The organism is Myroides sp. ZB35, from assembly GCF_001865835.1.
GTDB classification, from domain to species: Bacteria; Bacteroidota; Bacteroidia; order Flavobacteriales; family Flavobacteriaceae; genus Flavobacterium; species Flavobacterium odoratimimum.
Map to the genome: position 1 here is coordinate 1,996,718 of NZ_CP017769.1, position 17,958 is coordinate 2,014,675.

Annotated in this window: 12 protein-coding genes, 2 tRNA genes, 3 rRNA genes and 1 pseudogene; 14 read left to right on the plus strand and 4 right to left on the minus strand. The window is 36.1% G+C overall.

The window, feature by feature from the left end; all coding sequences use genetic code 11:
- Nucleotides 1-132 precede the first annotated feature (132 nt).
- Together BK054_RS08975 and BK054_RS08980 are read left to right on the plus strand one after the other, a co-directional pair.
- Complete coding sequence (locus tag BK054_RS08975; RefSeq protein WP_006257182.1) at nt 133-1,878, plus strand: nuclease-related domain-containing DEAD/DEAH box helicase; 1,746 nt, start codon at nt 133-135, stop codon at nt 1,876-1,878.
- A gap of 47 nt (nt 1,879-1,925) precedes the next feature.
- On the plus strand, nt 1,926-2,360 hold the full coding sequence (locus tag BK054_RS08980) for an FKBP-type peptidyl-prolyl cis-trans isomerase (RefSeq protein WP_006257181.1): 435 nt from the start codon (nt 1,926-1,928) through the stop codon (nt 2,358-2,360).
- Between the two features lie 223 nt (nt 2,361-2,583).
- Here the strand turns inward: BK054_RS08980 and BK054_RS08985 are convergent, their stop codons facing one another.
- A complete protein-coding gene (locus BK054_RS08985; protein WP_006257180.1) occupies nt 2,584-3,459 on the minus strand; it encodes a helix-turn-helix domain-containing protein in 876 nt (291 codons plus the stop codon).
- 525 nt (nt 3,460-3,984) lie between these two features.
- On the opposite strand from BK054_RS08985, the gene BK054_RS08990 reads away from it, so the two are divergent.
- On the plus strand, nt 3,985-4,299 hold the full coding sequence (locus BK054_RS08990) for a winged helix-turn-helix transcriptional regulator (protein WP_006257179.1): 315 nt from the start codon (nt 3,985-3,987) through the stop codon (nt 4,297-4,299).
- Here the strand turns inward: BK054_RS08990 and BK054_RS08995 are convergent.
- On the minus strand, nt 4,285-4,812 hold the full coding sequence (locus BK054_RS08995; protein WP_006257178.1) for a GNAT family N-acetyltransferase: 528 nt from the start codon (nt 4,810-4,812) through the stop codon (nt 4,285-4,287). The genes BK054_RS08990 and BK054_RS08995 overlap by 15 nt on opposite strands.
- A gap of 264 nt (nt 4,813-5,076) precedes the next feature.
- On the opposite strand from BK054_RS08995, the gene brnQ reads away from it, so the two are divergent.
- A complete protein-coding gene (gene brnQ / locus BK054_RS09000) occupies nt 5,077-6,402 on the plus strand; it encodes a branched-chain amino acid transport system II carrier protein (RefSeq protein WP_006257177.1) in 1,326 nt (441 codons plus the stop codon).
- A gap of 55 nt (nt 6,403-6,457) precedes the next feature.
- Here brnQ and BK054_RS09005 read toward each other — a convergent pair whose 3' ends face one another.
- Both BK054_RS09005 and BK054_RS09010 read right to left on the minus strand, forming a co-directional pair.
- Nucleotides 6,458-7,399 carry an MBL fold metallo-hydrolase gene (locus tag BK054_RS09005; RefSeq protein WP_006257176.1) on the minus strand — a complete coding sequence of 314 codons (942 nt, stop codon included), beginning with the start codon at nt 7,397-7,399 and terminating at the stop codon, nt 6,458-6,460.
- Between the two features lie 111 nt (nt 7,400-7,510).
- Nucleotides 7,511-7,852: a cupin domain-containing protein gene (locus tag BK054_RS09010; RefSeq protein ID WP_006257175.1), complete on the minus strand. Its 342-nt coding sequence runs from the start codon at nt 7,850-7,852 to the stop codon at nt 7,511-7,513.
- A 177-nt stretch (nt 7,853-8,029) separates the two neighbouring features.
- On the opposite strand from BK054_RS09010, the gene BK054_RS09015 reads away from it, so the two are divergent.
- From BK054_RS09015 to BK054_RS09060, 10 genes and pseudogenes are all read left to right on the plus strand, one after another.
- Complete coding sequence (locus tag BK054_RS09015; protein ID WP_006257174.1) at nt 8,030-9,025, plus strand: LLM class flavin-dependent oxidoreductase; 996 nt, start codon at nt 8,030-8,032, stop codon at nt 9,023-9,025.
- A gap of 49 nt (nt 9,026-9,074) precedes the next feature.
- Nucleotides 9,075-9,617, plus strand: coding sequence for a hypothetical protein (locus BK054_RS09020; RefSeq protein ID WP_006257173.1), 543 nt, complete (start codon nt 9,075-9,077; stop codon nt 9,615-9,617).
- Between the two features lie 1,104 nt (nt 9,618-10,721).
- Nucleotides 10,722-12,239, plus strand: a 16S ribosomal RNA gene (locus BK054_RS09025).
- 79 nt (nt 12,240-12,318) lie between these two features.
- A tRNA-Ile gene (locus tag BK054_RS09030) sits at nt 12,319-12,392 on the plus strand.
- A gap of 91 nt (nt 12,393-12,483) precedes the next feature.
- Nucleotides 12,484-12,557: transfer RNA gene (locus BK054_RS09035), tRNA-Ala, on the plus strand.
- Nucleotides 12,558-12,708: 151 nt separating this feature from the next.
- Nucleotides 12,709-15,591, plus strand: a 23S ribosomal RNA gene (locus BK054_RS09040).
- A gap of 108 nt (nt 15,592-15,699) precedes the next feature.
- Nucleotides 15,700-15,809: ribosomal RNA gene (rrf, locus tag BK054_RS09045) — 5S ribosomal RNA — on the plus strand.
- The 16S, 23S and 5S rRNA genes sit together here with 2 tRNA genes alongside, the layout of an rRNA operon.
- Nucleotides 15,810-15,965: 156 nt before the next feature.
- A pseudogene (locus BK054_RS09050) lies at nt 15,966-16,823 on the plus strand (TraB/GumN family protein).
- Between the two features lie 80 nt (nt 16,824-16,903).
- Entirely contained in the window at nt 16,904-17,344 is a 441-nt protein-coding gene (locus BK054_RS09055) for an RNA polymerase sigma factor (RefSeq protein ID WP_006257170.1), read from the plus strand.
- Nucleotides 17,331-17,936 (plus strand): hypothetical protein, encoded by a 606-nt coding sequence (locus tag BK054_RS09060; protein WP_006257169.1) that lies wholly within the window; start codon nt 17,331-17,333, stop codon nt 17,934-17,936. Before BK054_RS09055 ends, BK054_RS09060 begins: the two co-directional genes overlap by 14 nt.
- The last annotated feature ends 22 nt before the right edge of the window (nt 17,937-17,958 follow it).

Consider the following 17,958-nt stretch of genomic DNA (forward strand, 5'->3'; position numbering starts at 1 on the left):
TTTTTCATAATTTAAATGTAAATGTTATAGAAGGATAAGCTATTTTTAGTTTATCCTTTTTTAATTGTAGAATATAGAGTAGAGTTGAGGTAAAAGGCGTAATTTAGATGTTCATCAAAAAAATGTAGAGTCATGGCTTTAAAGATTTATCCGGAGTACCCTCTAGATGAGCTCGAGCAACTTTTTATAAATGGGAACAAGGTTCCTTATGGAGAGTTTTTAATATATGGAGATATTGTAGAATCCCTGTCTAAAAGCCCTCATGATTGGTATGTATGGTATAGTATGAAACTTCCTTTTCATGATAACTCTAAGATAAAAAGGGCTAAAGCGGACGCTGAGCTTGACTTTATCATTGTTTCTAAATTTGGAATTATTGTCTTAGAAGTAAAAGGGGGGAATATTTTTGTTGACCAAGGACGTTTCTGTTTTAAGGATGGTAAGCGTAAGAAGTGGCTAAACCAAAACCCTTTTGAACAAGTGAAGGGATATAAATACACTTTGATGAATAAAGTGTTCCCTAGCTTTAAGCATATATTATTCTGTGAAGCAGTGGCCTTTCCAACTACTAAAATTGCTATTGAGAATACTATTTATGATAAGAATCTTATATTTAGTGACTACACTCGACGCAATAGATATAAGAATATAGAGAAATTTCTATTACATATCTATGATTATTCTAAGCAGAAATTAGAGAATACACACCCTATTAGATTTAATAATCTATCGAAAGCAGAATTGGATAATATTGTGAATACATTCAGTCCAATGATTCAGGATACCAATGTCTTCCAATCTAGAAATTCGTTAGAATGGCTAAAAGAACGAAACTTAGAGATACTGTACTCTCTTTCTGAAAACCCGCGTTTAATGATAGAAGGAGCGCCAGGTACAGGTAAGACTACTATGGCGATGGCGTATAGTGAGATGCAGGTGGGAAGACACGGTATTTATTTGTGCTGGAACTCTTTGTTATGTGCTTATAATGCACAGAGGTTTAAGGCGAGTAATGTTCGTATAGACTGCATTACATTCACACAGTTTGTGATGAAGTATTTACCTGGTGTTACTGAGCGTGATCTTTTATATATAGAACCAGAGAAATTTGCAGACTATATTAGAAAGACGATTACTCATTTAGAAGAAATAGATAAGCTTCCTAATTATGATTATATGATTGTAGACGAAGCACAAGATTTGTTTGATCGTAATCTTCACTTAATGATGCATAAGTTATGTGGTAATCATAATGGAATGAAACAAGGGAATATTATGCTTCTTTATGATCTAGACCAAAGCTTCTCTCTTTTTGGACGTGATGTTTCTGATTATGCTTATTTCTTGAAAGAGTATTTTACTCATTTTAAATTACACAAAATACGACGAAGTGCACAGAAGTCACAGATTCGTCAGATTTCAGAACATATTCAAACGCATCCTGATGATTGGGATGAGGTGAGTGTGCATCAGAAAGAGTATGATGAAATTGAATTGCGTTCATTCTATGACCAAGTGACGATTAAAGAAGCAATGGAAGAAGTGATACGCAGTATTAATGACCCTAGTTCTTCATTAAACGCTGAGGATGTAATTGTGTTGGTACAAAGTAAAGTGTGGCAGAGACGTAATAACGTTGCTGATTTAATTCTAGAATTAGGAATGGAGGAGCTTACAGTTGAGAATCTTACATTAAAGCCTAAGAAACTCCAGTATACTACAGCAGTTAAGTTTAAAGGATTAGAACGTAAGAATGTTATTCTTGTAGTGGATAAACCGAATAAACTAACTCCTTATGAATGGTATGTGGGATGTACACGTGCTATGGATAACCTTAGTATTTGGCAATTACATACTTATAAAGAGCATGAAGGATAGAAATTATCTATTATTTTTGCAGGTAAGTTTAAAATAGAGTAATACTTATGAGTGTCGCAGAGTTATTAAAAAAAAGGAAAGAGCAGTTAGAACAGAAGAATAAAGAAGAAGGAGCTAAGTGTTTAGAAGAATATGTAAAGAAGGACGGAGTGATCTTATTGCCCTCAGGTGTAGCTTATGAGATTATAGCATTAGGTGAAGGGGACAAAGTAGAACTTTCTGATCGCATAGAATGTCATTATCATGGTACTAATATCAATGGAGAAGTTTTTGATAGTTCTATTGCTAGAGGGAAGACCGCTTCTTTCAACCTGAGCAAATTAATTCTAGCCTATCAACAGGTTGTTCCATTATTGCCAATAGGCACTAAGTTTAGAATGGTCACACCTCCAGAATACGCTTATAGAGAAGAGCATATTAGTAAAGAGATTGGTCCCTATAGCACTCTTGTATTTGAAGTAGAATTAGTAAATAAACTTTAATAGTGACAAAACAAAAAGCCACCTTCTAAAAGGTGGCTTTTTTAACAATAAAAAAGATTTAGGGCTACTATTCTTCATTTTTTTAGCTTGAAGATAAGCAATGTGTTTTTGCAGTTTTCTGCAATTGTAATTTTTAGTAAAGTTGTTTTCTATGTTCTTCCACAAAGTTAAGTTGAGTTATTCAATTGATTGTAAAACAATTCAAACATCTTTGTATCATTATTTAATTTTTGCGATATTGATTAGGAGTAAGTAAAGTATATTTCTTAAAAAAGCTAGAAAAATACGTTGGGTATTCAAATCCTAAACAATAGCCTATTTCAGCTACACTCCATGGTTTAGACTTTAGTAATTTTTGTGACTCTATTAATAGTCTCTCTTGGATACAGTCACTAGTACATTTTCCTATTGTTTTCTTTAAAGTATGATTGAGATGATTTACGTGTACATTCAGCACTTTTGCAAAATCATTAGGCGTTTTCAATTTGATTACTGTATTTGTTTTTTCAATCGGAAATTGCTTTTCTAATAATTCTAAGAATTTTGAACACAATCTTTGTGGTGCATTTACACTCTGGTCTACAGTATAAGTAGCATTTAGTTTATTGCTTTGATGTATTATGATTTCAATATAGTTACGCATTAATTCGTATTTCTGCGCATACTTTTGATTGTTTTCTTCTTCAATTCTCTTAAATACATAAGAAATAAACTCATCTTGTTGTGGCGTTAAAAGGTAAATAGGATTCTCGTGTAAGTGGGCAAGAATGCTTTTTAATAAGTGACTTTTATAGCCTAAGAAGCTGCTGTTAAATAAACAGTAGTATCCTTCCGGTTTTTCTGATACTGGTTCGAATGTATAATGAGATACCGGGTTAGAAAAGAATAATGATGGACCTTCTAACTCAATCACTTTATTTCCATCAAAGAATTTACTCTTTGATTTTAAATAAGAAAGTTTGTAATAACTCCTTTTGTTATATGGAGATATTTTCTTTGTTTCGTCCCCTTGTTGAAAAATGATAAAATCATCTTTAGGTGGATTCTTAAATTCCACTATTTTAGTTGGAATTACGATCTTTGATGCTGTGCTTGTCATGATGTAGGTGATTTTTAATACGCAAACTCGGTTGGGGAGTGTGAGTTTTGTGTATTAGGTTTATACTAAGTCGTGTTTTTTAAATGGCTAATCATATTTAAATTTTATGTTAATAATATGTTGATGTTTTGTTAGTGTAAAATTAATAATATGAAATATATCAATGTTGTGTAAAAAGTGTTTTTTATTGTCTTTTTTACTTAAAATAAATTGATTATTATATTTATTGTGTTTTAAAATTGTTATTTATTCATTTGATTTATATATATGAGTATTTTATTTTTACGATTTATTACATATGATTGATTATAATTTAATATTTGAAACATATTATTTTGTAATTTATATGATAAAATAATAAAGCAAAAAATGAGACTTTTTTGACCATTTGCTTAGTCTGAAATGAGAAATTGTTGGAAGTGATGTTATATTTTAATATTCTGTAGTATTAAAAGAATATCAATTACACTAGTTTTTCCATTATAAAGGGAATTGTGTAGCTTTGTAACTAAATAAATATGAATTATGGTTAACAACGATGAGAAAACTACTAAGTGCCCAGCAGAAGAACTAATAAAAACGCTTGGTGGCAAATGGAAAGTTCATATCATTCATATTACAGAAGAGCAGCCTAGGAGGTTTAGAGATTATATGCGTTTATTAGAAGGTGCTAATAAACAATCTGTCTCTGTAGCTTTAAAAGAGTTGGAAGAGGATGGCTTCTTAATTAAGAGTATAATTAATCAAAAGCCATTGCATATTGAGTACTCTCTTACAGAGAGAGCTAGACTAGTGATACCAGTATTTGATAATTTGTATCATGCCCTACAGAGTAGATAAGATTTCTTTCTGGTAGAGTAACTTGTAGGTGTTGTTATCCAGTTCTTGTCTATCTATAAGTGAATAATTCATTTTTTCTAATAGCTTACGTGAGGATATATTACTCTCATAGAGTTGCGCGATAAGGATTTTCGAAGCATATTTTTGTTGAATGAAGAGTTCTATACCATGTAGTAATTCTGTACCATAACCTTTTTGCCAATAATCCTTATATATAATGTACCCTATCTCTATTTTTTCTTCTTGGTCTGTGTATTTAAGGAGGAGTATTTCTCCTATTATATTAGTTCGTGAGTTATGAGTTAAAGAAATTTTATAGATTCCTAATCCTTGAGAATAGAGGAGATCGTTTTTTGCATATTTATTTCTTAAAGCATCAGAATCCCAGTGATTTGCCCTAGATGGAATCCATTTCATTGTGTCAGGACAGTTATGAATCTTTAATAGGTCATTTAAGTCTTCTCCTAATTGAATTGTTTCTATTTTTAAGTTATTGGTAGTAAAAAGAATCATTTTTTAGTTTTTTTTGTTTCTAATTCGGTTATTGGTGTTGTTTTTTTTAACATATTCTAGAAGGTGTTAAATTATCACTGAATCTAAATGAATATGGTGTAAAATATTGGTATGTATATATCTAAGCCGATTATTATTTTATATATTGTGCTCCTCTTAAGTAAAACTAAAGATATTGAATGTTATTTTTAAGTACAAATTTTAAGAAATTTTACTGATTTTACTATAGAATAAAACAAATGTTAACTACCTAAAATTTAATGAATGAATAAAAAATCCATCTTTGATGCAGTAACTATTGGTTTTGCATTGTTTGCCATGTTTTTTGGTGCTGGAAATATAATTTTGCCTCCTATTATTGGATTGTTTACAGAAGGTTCTTGGACCTCGGCTGTTACAGGGTTTTCTATCACCGCAATACTAGCACCCTTTTTAGGAATTGTTGCTGTATTGATTTCTGGAGACGAATTTACAGACTTAGGTAAACGGATCAATAGTACATTAGGATGGGTATTAGCTACAGCTATTATTCTTAGTATAGGACCATTGGTTGCTATTCCTCGTACAGCAGCAACAACCTTTGAGATAGGGGTATTATCTGTCTTTCCTGATTTTAGTGCAGTATGGTCTTCTGTTATTTTCTTTGGGATTACGTTGTTACTTTCGATATCTCCGTCTAAGGTAGTTAATATTATAGGTAAGTATTTGACACCTATGTTGTTAGTTCTTTTGGTAGCGATGGTAGTGATTGGTATAGTCAATCCTTTAGATACTTCTAAGTTAGTTAATACTTCTTATCCAGATCCATTTAGACTTGGATTTGCTGAGGGATATCAGACTATGGATGTATTAGCATCAGTGATTTATGCTGGTATTATCATCTCTGCAGTGAAGGCTGCTGGCTATGTGAGTTCTAAAGAGAAAACAAAGGTTACTTATATGTCAGGTGTTGTTGCTATCTCATGTTTATTATTCATATATGGTGGATTAGTATACTTAGGAGCAACCTCAGGTTACCCTATTACAGATGATTTAAAGAGAACAGAGTTATTGTTGCATATCTCTAATGGAGTATTAGGTAGTCAAGGGACTCTGGCATTATCATTATGTATAGCTTTAGCTTGTTTGACCACTGCGATTGCGTTAGTGTGTGCTACTGGTACCTTCTTCAGCCAATTAACGAAAGGAAAACTTAGTTATCAGTTTGTGGTTGTAGTTACTTGTATTTCTTCTGCAGTATTAGCAGTCAAAGGAGTGGATAGTATTATTGATTATGCAGCCCCATTTTTAGGAATCATATATCCTATTACATTGACATTGATCATTTATATGGTGGCTTTTGGTAAATCTGTGACTAGAAAAGCTCCTTTCGTTGGAGCAATCTTAACTACTACAGTTGTAGCATTGATTCAGTTTAGCTCTTTTATTGCTTTTAAATATGACTTTATAGAGTATTCTCAGTCATCTGCAGAATTTATTAAGTCATTGCCATTGAGTAGTTATGACGTACCTTGGTTGATTCCATCGTTAGTAGCATTCTTTCTTGTGTTTATTGTAGACAAGATGTTCTTTAAACAAAAATCAAATTAATGATAAGGATATAGTATATAACCAAAAAAGCCGTCTACGCAGACGGCTTTTTTGGTTATTGTAACTTTATTTTTTGCCCTTGTACAGGGAAGATATAGTTGATTTTAAATTCGTTTTGATTAGCTAATTCTTCTTTGATAGTATTTATAGCTGTCCCACTAGGTTTTAGATGTGTAATAACTATATTTAAATCTTTTAAGTTTTCTTTACCTACATGATTTGCTAGATTACCTAATTCCTCATTTAACAGTTTGGGTGTTAAGTGTCCGAATAGTTTATCTTCAGGTTGGCTATTTGGAAAAGATACTTCTATTAATATAGTCTTAAGGTTCTTATTAATGATTAGAGGTGCTATGTACTCCCAGATATAGTTAAGTTTAGTCGTTTTCTCTACTCTATCAGCTCCTGTATCTCCGAAGTAGAGTACATACTCATCATTATTTCTTACTAATATAGCTGAGCTTAACTGTGGATTTACATGACTAAGTTCAAATACTTCAGCAGATAGAGAAGTGTTCTCTATATTGAAGGATTGTGCTGGTTTTACTCTTGTATATTTGTATTTACCTAGTATAGGTTTTTCTCCTTCATTACCGAAGTTAGCCCATGAAGCATTAGTGAAATAGTTATTCTTAAAAATATCAATGACAAATGGTAACGCATATATAGGCTTAGAAGAATCCTCAGGAGAGTTTATAATCAGTCCTGATAGATGGTCTAGATGCCCATGTGATATAAAATACCCTTTGATATAGTCGCGTAGTATCGTACCATTATCTGCTGAGAATGTTTTTTCTTCGATTGCTTTATTGATACCACTATGTATAGTACCAGCATCTAGAGCGATATAGCTATTTGTGTTTTCTACTCCGATAAGATAAGACGATAAGTTGCTTTCATCTCCACCGCCATAGACTCCTAATGGGATAATTTCTAGATTTTGTGCCAGACAGAATGTACTTGATAGTAACAGTATGCTAGATATTATTTTTTTCATTTTTTTCTGATTTGTGCAAATTTACTGTACTTATAAGGATTCTTTGTTATCTAATAAGCAATATATTTTAGCAGGTATTGGCGTAGTAATACTTGTAGAAGATAACTATACTTAGTCCTTGATGACATTCATCACTCTTGTGACCTGATCAGATTTATGTAAGGTTAGTCGTACTATGCTATCCTCTAGAGCTGTTAGGTCATGTGGGATATTAGGTTCTAGCGCGATTAAGTGTCCCTCTTTTAAGTCATAAGGCTTTCCTTCCACCCCGAATGTTATCGCTCCTTTTACGATTTCCACGACTATAGGGAAGGATGTCTTATGTTCTTTCATCTCTTGTCCTTTTTTGAATACAATTCTGATTTCTTTAGAAAAGTCGTTATCCACTAGTATTTTGATAGCTGGTTTCTTCTCACCATACTCTATCTGCTCTAATAAGTTCTGTATGTGCATCATATTATTTAAGTAATGATTAGTGTTATAAATTTACGATTTTTTATTGGTATAAATTATTGTTTATAAGCTTATTAATAAGTTAATATAACTCATGGTGTTAATTTTTTATAACAGCGAATAGCATTCTGTTTATTAATGTTATCTTGTGTCATATCATTTTAATTGAATTTTTATATGAATCATAATATACCATTCTCATTCTTAGATCTTGCGATTATAGGTGAGGATAAAACAACGACTGAAACTTTACAGAATGTTTTAAAAGTAGCACAACATATTGAAAAAGTTGGCTTTAATAGACTATGGTTGGCAGAACATCATAATATGCCACATATAGCTTCTTCCGCCACATCTGTTTTGATTGGATATTTGGCAGGAGGGACATCTACATTGAGAATAGGTTCAGGAGGGGTGATGTTACCAAACCATCCATCTTTAGTTATTGCTGAACAGTTTGGAACCTTGGAGGCGTTATATCCAGGTAGAATAGATCTTGGATTAGGTAGGGCACCAGGTACCGATCAGGCTACAGCCCTTGCTTTGAGACGTAATGACGTACATGCAGCTAATTTTTTCCCACAACAGATAGAGGAGCTAAAGCGTTTTTTTAAAGTAAATGAAGGAGCTAAGGTAAGAGCATTTCCTGGAGAAGGATGTGATATACCGATGTGGATACTAGGATCTAGTACAGATAGTGCATATTTAGCAGCTGAGTTAGGTTTGCCGTATGCATTTGCAAGTCATTTTGCTCCAGATCATTTATTACAAGCAGCTAATATTTATAGAAAGAATTTTGTACCATCTGCACAATTAGATAAACCCTATTTTATGCCTTGTGTGAATGCAATAGTTGCAGATACGAATGAAAAAGCTGAACAACTAGCTACATCATTTTATAAAATGTTTTTAGGAATTATTAGAAATGATAGAAAACCTCTTCAGAGACCTTGTGAATCTATGGAGGGCAATTGGACAGACTATGAAGAGTTCATTGTAAAGCAAAAAACATTTTTCTCTTTTATAGGAGACAAAGAAGGAATAAAAAGCGGTTTAACAGATTTCTTTAATACGATTGAGGTTGATGAGATTATGATCACTACTCCGATCTATGGAGTAGAGGAACGCATAAGAAGTGTTGAATTGTTTTCAGAGATTATGAAAAACAAATAAAAGTTTTGTTCCTTTACAATCCTATAATATTTAAAATAACAGAATAACGATGATAAGAAGTATTGTTATAATGATGAGCTTATTTACTTTCTTTTTGATTTCTTGTAGTGAGTCTACAGTGCCAAAAGAAGTAAATATTGGTGATTTGGGGACGATTGAGGTTCCTAGTGAACTCTCTCTTGCTAAAAATCTGAATAAAGATGCCGTCCTTCAAATGGAAAACAAAAAGGATGATTTCTATGTAGTGATAGTGGAAGATAATAAGGTAGAGTTTAAAGAGATTGTTGAAGAGGTTTATGGCAATCCAGCTCCTAACTTTAAAGTTTATGCTGAATTAGCGAATTCTTCTATCGCTTCTAGTTTGAATTTAAAACAAGATACAGAACTAGAACAGACTAGTGTGAATGGACTACCTGCTTATTTGACTAGTTATGATGGAGATTTAAATGGGACTCTCGTTCATTATAAACTAGCTTGTATAGAAGGAAAAGATAGATACTATCAAATAGTGAGCTGGACTACTATGGTTAAAAAGAAGAAATATGAGAGCGTGATGACTTCAATGCTTGAATCCTTTAAAGAAAAGAAATAATTATAGAGTAAGGCTCTTGTCAGTAGGTAAGAGCTTTTTTCATTAAAGAATGTATTACCCGCAGCCCTAGATCATATAGTCTAGGGCTTTTTTGTTACTATATTTTAAGCCCCCTCTTCAAGAGTGCGACAAGACCTCTTCAATATTGCTTCAAGAAAGAGGTGCTCAGATAGAGCAATCTTGGAGAAATGTTGAAGCGGTGTTGAAGAAGTAGGCATAAAGGCTTGCTATTACTGGGATACAGAAGTGTTTTGGCTTTAGAAAGATAATAGTGGTAATTTACTTTACTTGCTGGTATATAATTGTTTGTGAGGATAATTGCTCAATATGAGAATAAAAAAAGTACATCTGTTTTTCTTCGAAACAAGATAATAGCCATATAATAAGGGACTTTTCTTCTAAAAAAGCATACCTATATAAGTAGATCAACTACAAAAAAGTAGATAAAACACCTTTATATAGGATAAAGTAACATTTAGAAGTAGACAGAAAGGGCATAAGAAGGCATATTCTCAATTATTACATATATATAATAGAGTACAATATTAAGTACTGCTCTTTACGTATATATAGTATAGAGACGCCATAACGCTATAACCTTTAAAAAAAGATAAAAAAACTTTCGATCGTAAAAGGTGGTATAATAATGAGTTATGAAATACTTTTTAAAAACCTTTAAAAAAAGACAAAGATAAGTTTGGAAGTAAGGGAAAAGATACTATTTTTGCATCCGCATTAGAGAAGTAATAACGACTCTAGAGGCAGACGATCATAAACAAAAATTGAAGCAAGAGCGACTAAAAAATAAGCTTTAAAAAATTTACAAAAATAAATTTGGATAAGTAAAAAATAAGGTAGTATCTTTGCAGTCCGCTTCAGTAAAAACGGGAGTTGAGTGAAAAAATAAAGAAAAATATTTTCTAGAAAAGTTTTGCTAATTCAAAATAAGTTTTTACTTTTGCACTCGCTTTGAAAAACAAGTGAGACTTAGAAATAAGAAGACAACGTTCATAAACATATTGGATTGACAGCATACAAATAAGAGAGTAAGGCAAATCGCAAGATTTGGAATTATACTTTTTTAATTTACGAAATTAAAAATATACGATGAAGAGTTTGATCCTGGCTCAGGATGAACGCTAGCGGCAGGCCTAACACATGCAAGTCGAGGGGTAGAAAGAGCTTGCTTTTTTGAGACCGGCGCACGGGTGAGTAACGCGTATGCAACCTACCTTATACAGGGGAATAGCCCGAAGAAATTCGGATTAATGCTCCATGGTTTATCGATATGGCATCGTATTGATAATAAAGATTTATCGGTATAAGATGGGCATGCGTATCATTAGCTAGTTGGTGTGGTAACGGCATACCAAGGCAACGATGATTAGGGGTCCTGAGAGGGAGATCCCCCACACTGGTACTGAGACACGGACCAGACTCCTACGGGAGGCAGCAGTGAGGAATATTGGTCAATGGAGGCAACTCTGAACCAGCCATGCCGCGTGCAGGATGACGGTCCTATGGATTGTAAACTGCTTTTGTACAGGAAGAAACCTCCCTACGAGTAGGGACTTGACGGTACTGTAAGAATAAGGATCGGCTAACTCCGTGCCAGCAGCCGCGGTAATACGGAGGATCCGAGCGTTATCCGGAATTATTGGGTTTAAAGGGTTCGTAGGCGGCTTTATAAGTCAGTGGTGAAATTTCCTAGCTTAACTAAGACACTGCCATTGATACTGCTTAACTTGAATAGTATGGAAGTAACTAGAATATGTAGTGTAGCGGTGAAATGCTTAGATATTACATGGAATACCAATTGCGAAGGCAGGTTACTACGTATTTATTGACGCTGATGAACGAAAGCGTGGGGAGCGAACAGGATTAGATACCCTGGTAGTCCACGCCGTAAACGATGGATACTAGCTGTTCGGTTTTCGGACTGAGTGGCTAAGCGAAAGTGATAAGTATCCCACCTGGGGAGTACGTTCGCAAGAATGAAACTCAAAGGAATTGACGGGGGCCCGCACAAGCGGTGGAGCATGTGGTTTAATTCGATGATACGCGAGGAACCTTACCAGGGCTTAAATGTAGATTGACAGATTTGGAAACAGATTTTTCTTCGGACAATTTACAAGGTGCTGCATGGTTGTCGTCAGCTCGTGCCGTGAGGTGTCAGGTTAAGTCCTATAACGAGCGCAACCCCTATTGTTAGTTACCAGCGCGTTAAGGCGGGGACTCTAGCAAGACTGCCGGTGCAAACCGTGAGGAAGGTGGGGATGACGTCAAATCATCACGGCCCTTACGTCCTGGGCTACACACGTGCTACAATGGCAAGTACAGAAAGCAGCTACCTGGCAACAGGATGCGAATCTCCAAAGCTTGTCTCAGTTCGGATTGGAGTCTGCAACTCGACTCTATGAAGCTGGAATCGCTAGTAATCGGATATCAGCCATGATCCGGTGAATACGTTCCCGGGCCTTGTACACACCGCCCGTCAAGCCATGGAAGCTGGGGGTACCTGAAGTCGGTGACCGCAAGGAGCTGCCTAGGGTAAAACTAGTAACTAGGGCTAAGTCGTAACAAGGTAGCCGTACCGGAAGGTGCGGCTGGAACACCTCCTTTCTAGAGAATAATTATAGAAGTATGATACTTTACTCTCGCTGTTAATACCAAAAAAAGAATAAAGAATTAAGTAATACAGAGTCTCGTAGCTCAGCTGGTTAGAGTACTACACTGATAATGTAGGGGTCGGCAGTTCGAGTCTGCCCGGGACTACTAAATTACTAATTCAAAGGAAATACTAGAGGTTAAACTAACCGCCCAAAAGTTACTGTTAACTGTAAGCTGTTAACCAAACACTAGATATGGGGGATTAGCTCAGCTGGCTAGAGCGCCTGCCTTGCACGCAGGAGGTCATCGGTTCGACTCCGATATTCTCCACTACGGCATAATATCAAAGCTGGTTTAATTATCAGTGGCGATTCGCCACAAGTTCATTGACATATTGATAAAACTTAACTAACAAAACAGTTAGAAAGAATAAAAAAGATATAGAAATATATAGAAAGTACGATTCGAAAGAATTGTAAGCACATAAGCAAAATAAGGGCGTATGGGGAATGCCTAGGCTCTCAGAGGCGAAGAAGGACGTGATAAGCTGCGAAAAGCTACGGGGATTGGCACACACGAATTGATCCGTAGATATCCGAATGGGGCAACCCAGTATGTTGAAGACATACTATCCAATATGGAGGCGAACCCGCTGAACTGAAACATCTAAGTAGGCGGAGGAGAAGAAAACAAAAGTGATTCCGTAAGTAGTGGCGAGCGAACGCGGAAAAGCCCAAACCAAAGTTGTTACGGCAATTTTGGGGTTGTAGGACCACGAGATTTCTTGCGGATTTAATTAGAATTACCTGGAAAGGTAAACCAAAGAGGGTGATAGTCCCGTATAAGTAAGAGAAGATAAGAATAGTGGTATCCTGAGTAGGTCGGGGCACGTGAAACCTTGATTGAAACTGGCGGGACCATCCGCTAAGGCTAAATACTCCTGAGAGACCGATAGTGAACCAGTACCGTGAGGGAAAGGTGAAAAGAACCGTGAATAACGGAGTGAAACAGATCCTGAAACCATACGCCTACAAGCGGTCGGAGCCCCTTTGTGGGGTGACGGCGTGCCTTTTGCATAATGAGCCTACGAGTTACCGTTGCTGGCAAGGATAAGTGATTAAGTCATGGATCCGTAGCGAAAGCGAGTCTTAATAGGGCGCTTAAGTCAGTAGTGGTAGACGCGAAACCGTGTGATCTACCCATGGGCAGGTTGAAGTTTAGGTAACACTAAATGGAGGACCGAACCGTTTAACGCTGAAAAGTTTTCGGATGACCTGTGGGTAGGGGTGAAAGGCCAATCAAACTCGGAAATAGCTCGTACTCCCCGAAATGCATTTAGGTGCAGCGATGATCGATAGTTACTTAGAGGTAGAGCTACTGATTGGATGCGGGGGCTTCACCGCCTACCAATTCCTGACAAACTCCGAATGCTAAGTAATGATAGTCATCAGTGAGGGCATGGGTGCTAAGGTCCATGTCCGAGAGGGAAAGAACCCAGACCATCAGCTAAGGTCCCCAAATGTATGCTAAGTTGAAAAAACGCGGTTTGATTGCCCAGACAGCTAGGATGTTGGCTTGGAAGCAGCCATTCATTTAAAGAGTGCGTAACAGCTCACTAGTCGAGCGATCGAGCATGGATAATAATCGGGCATAAGTATACTACCGAAGCTATGGATTTGCGCATTTAGTTGCGTGAGTGGTAGGGGAGCATTCTAACGGCGCAGAAGGTGATTTGTGAGAATTGCTGGAGCTTTTAGAAAAGAAAATGTAGGCATAAGTAACGATAAGGGGTGCGAGAAACACCCCCGCCGTAAGACTAAGGTTTCCTCAGCTATGCTAATCAGCTGAGGGTTAGTCGGGACCTAAGGCACACCCGAAGGGGGACGTCGATGGCCAACGGGTTAATATTCCCGTACTACTGATAATTGTGATGGAGTGACACAGTGATGAAAGCACCGCGAACTGACGGAATAGTTCGTTGAAGCACGTACCTATAGGTTTGATAGTAAAATGCGTCAGACTTGGAGAAATGCGATAGTACTTTGAGTCTTCGGACAACGAGATAGTGTGCCTAAGGGCTGTCAAGAAAAGCTTCTAAACTTAGATTATTAGTACCCGTACCGTAAACCGACACAGGTAGTCGAGGAGAGTATCCTAAGGCGCTCGAGAGATTCATGGCTAAGGAACTAGGCAAAATAGACCTGTAACTTCGGGAGAAAGGTCGCCAGCGCAAGCTGGCCGCAGTGAAAAGGTCCAGGCGACTGTTTATCAAAAACACAGGGCTCTGCAAAATCGTAAGATGACGTATAGGGCCTGACACCTGCCCGGTGCTGGAAGGTTAAGAGGAGATGTTATCTTCGGAGAAGCATTGAATTGAAGCCCCAGTAAACGGCGGCCGTAACTATAACGGTCCTAAGGTAGCGAAATTCCTTGTCGGGTAAGTTCCGACCTGCACGAATGGTGTAACGATCTGGACACTGTCTCAGCCATGAGCTCGGTGAAATTGTAGTATCGGTGAAGATGCCGATTACCCGCAGTGGGACGAAAAGACCCTGTGCACCTTTACTATAGCTTAGTATTGTTCTTGGATAAGTGATGTGTAGGATAGGTGGGAGACTGTGAAATGGCGTCGCTAGGCGTTGTGGAGTCATTGTTGAAATACCACCCTTTGCTTATTTGAGATCTAACTCCGCGATGCGGAGGACATTGCTTGGTGGGTAGTTTGACTGGGGTGGTCGCCTCCAAAAGAGTAACGGAGGCTTCTAAAGGTTCCCTCAGCACGCTTGGTAACCGTGCGTAGAGTGCAATGGTATAAGGGAGCTTGACTGAAAGACTAACAAGTCGAACAGGTACGAAAGTAGAGCATAGTGATCCGGTGGTTCCGCATGGAAGGGCCATCGCTCAAAGGATAAAAGGTACGCCGGGGATAACAGGCTGATCTCCCCCAAGAGCTCATATCGACGGGGGGGTTTGGCACCTCGATGTCGGCTCGTCACATCCTGGGGCTGGAGAAGGTCCCAAGGGTTGGGCTGTTCGCCCATTAAAGTGGCACGCGAGCTGGGTTCAGAACGTCGTGAGACAGTTCGGTCTCTATCTACTGTGGGCGTTAGAAATTTGAGTGGATCTGATTCTAGTACGAGAGGACCGAATTGGACCAACCTCTAGTGCATCTGTTGTCTCGCCAGGGGCATCGCAGAGTAGCTACGTTGGGAAGGGATAAGCGCTGAAAGCATATAAGTGCGAAACCCACCACAAGATGAGATTTCTTTAAAGGGTCGTTGGAGATTACAACGTTGATAGGCTATAGATGTAAAGACAGTAATGTCAAAGTCGAGTAGTACTAATAACCCGTAAGCTTATGTGAATCTCCCCTTGTTAATTCAAGGGGAGGGCAACTTTCTAAAGTATAGTTAAGTTAAAAATATCAATATAGTTAAAAATATTAGTTACGCTAATTGTGTAACAACCGATTTAAGGTGGTTATTGCAGCGGGGCTCACCTCTTCCCATTTCGAACAGAGAAGTTAAGCCCGCTAGCGCAGATGGTACTGCTAACCAGTGGGAGAGTATGTCGCCGCCTTTCTTTATAGAATCCCCAATCTCGTATGAGGTTGGGGATTTTTTTGTTTGTATATTATTCCTTTTAAAAGAACTTATAAAAAAGTAATCTTTTTTTGTAACGTTTCATTCTATTTTATACTTACTATGTATATTATAACCCTATAAATACTATATAATTATGAAGCGTGTATTTTCTTTTATTTTATTATTTGTTTTAGTTAGTTTTCAGTGTATTGCCCAAGATATTAATGTATCAGAGAAAAGTTTATTATGGGAAGTTTCTGGAAAGGGCTTGAACAAGCCTTCTTATGTTTTAGGTACATTTCACATTTTGTGCAAGGATGAATTAATTATTAGTGACAAAGTTCAAAAAGCTTTAGATAGCGCAGAGCAATTAACTTTAGAGGTTAACTTTAGTGATCCTGTTGAATTGGCATATATGCAAAAAATGTTTGTTTCAGAGCAATCTTTATCTTCTCAATTGTCCCAGGAAGAGTTAGCTGAGTTTGGGGCTATTCTGAAGGAAGAATATAATTTAGAACTAGAGCAAGTAAATAACTTTTCAACTATAGCTTTAGTTGGATTAATGATGTCTAAGTTAGTGTCATGTGAAGTTAAAGGATATGATTTAGAACTTTTTGAGAAAGCATTGCAAGCTAATAAATCAATAATTGGTTTAGAATATTTCATTGATCAACAGAAAGTGATGGAAAGTATGTATTCTCCTAAAGAATTGGTCAATCAATTTAAAGAAGTTAACGCATATAAGGAGAATTATAACGAGATGAAGCAATCTTTCTTAGATTAGGATATTGAAGCATTGTATGAGTTTGGAACAGACCCTAAGTTTGTACCAATTGAGTTTAAGAAAGACTTATTAGATAATAGAAATATTAAATGGGTAGCTAAGATGCCAGAAATAATGAAGGAGAAGTCAACAGTATTTGCTGTAGGAAGCGCACATCTTGGTGGAGAGTATGGAGTTCTGAAGTTATTAGAAAAAGAAGGATATCAAGTAAAAGCTGTTTATAATTAGTTAAGGTGAGCAAGATTTTAGAACGAACTTTTCTAGATCAAATTGAAAAGCATAAAGGTATTTTATATAAAGTATCTAAGATGTATATGGATAACCAAGAGGATCAAAACGATTTGTATCAAGAAATTGTTTTACAATTGTGGAAGTCTTATACTCGTTTTCAAGGGCAGAGTCAATTCTCTACTTGGATGTATAGAGTGGCTTTAAATACAGCTATTACTTATTTTAAGAAAGCTAAGCAAGTAGTTGGACGAAATGAAGCTTTTGATGAGAAAATGAAAAGTATGCAATCAAGTGAAGTTGATATGGATATAGAAAGCCAAGTACACTATTTGTATAAGGCTATCTATTTATTAAATGACGTAGAGAAGGCACTCGTATTTTTGTATTTAGAAGGATTCTCTCATCAAGATATAGGAAGAAATCTTGGTATTTCTGAAGGAAATGCTAGGGTAAAACTCAATAGAACAAAAAGTAAATTACAAGAAATTATTAAAGATCAAGGCTATGAATTTAGATGATTTAAAGAAGTCATGGCAGGAACAGGAACTGCCTAATGATATAGTAGCGTCTGAGAAGCTTAATGAAAAAGTAGGTTGTTTACCATTAGACAAGATAAGAGGGAATGTCAAAAAAGAGATTTGGATACAGGTTTTGAGTATTGTTTTTATAGCTTTTACTCCTCGTTTGTTACGTATAGATGATACTAGAATAGGAGGTTTTTATCTATTCTATGGAATATTTGTACTTATTACAGGATATTATATTTTGAAGATGTATCGCTTTTATAAAACATCTGCTTCTTTGGAATTAAACAGTAGAGACAGTTTATATGATAGCTATTACAATGTTAAGTTGTATATTCAAATGTATGAGAACTTTTGTTATTCTCTTATTCCTTTTGGTATTCTATTGCTTTTAGCTGTATCTCCTTCATCTCAATTAGATCTTATTTTGGGAGGTGATTTACATGCTTTAAAGTATTTAGGAATAGTGTCTATTATTATGGTTGTTCTAATTTATTTTATTGCCAAGTATTGGATTAAAAAACTATATGGACAATACCTGAAACAGATAGAAGATACCTTAAATCAGTTTAAGGAACAAGAATAAAAAAATCCCGATTACTATCGGG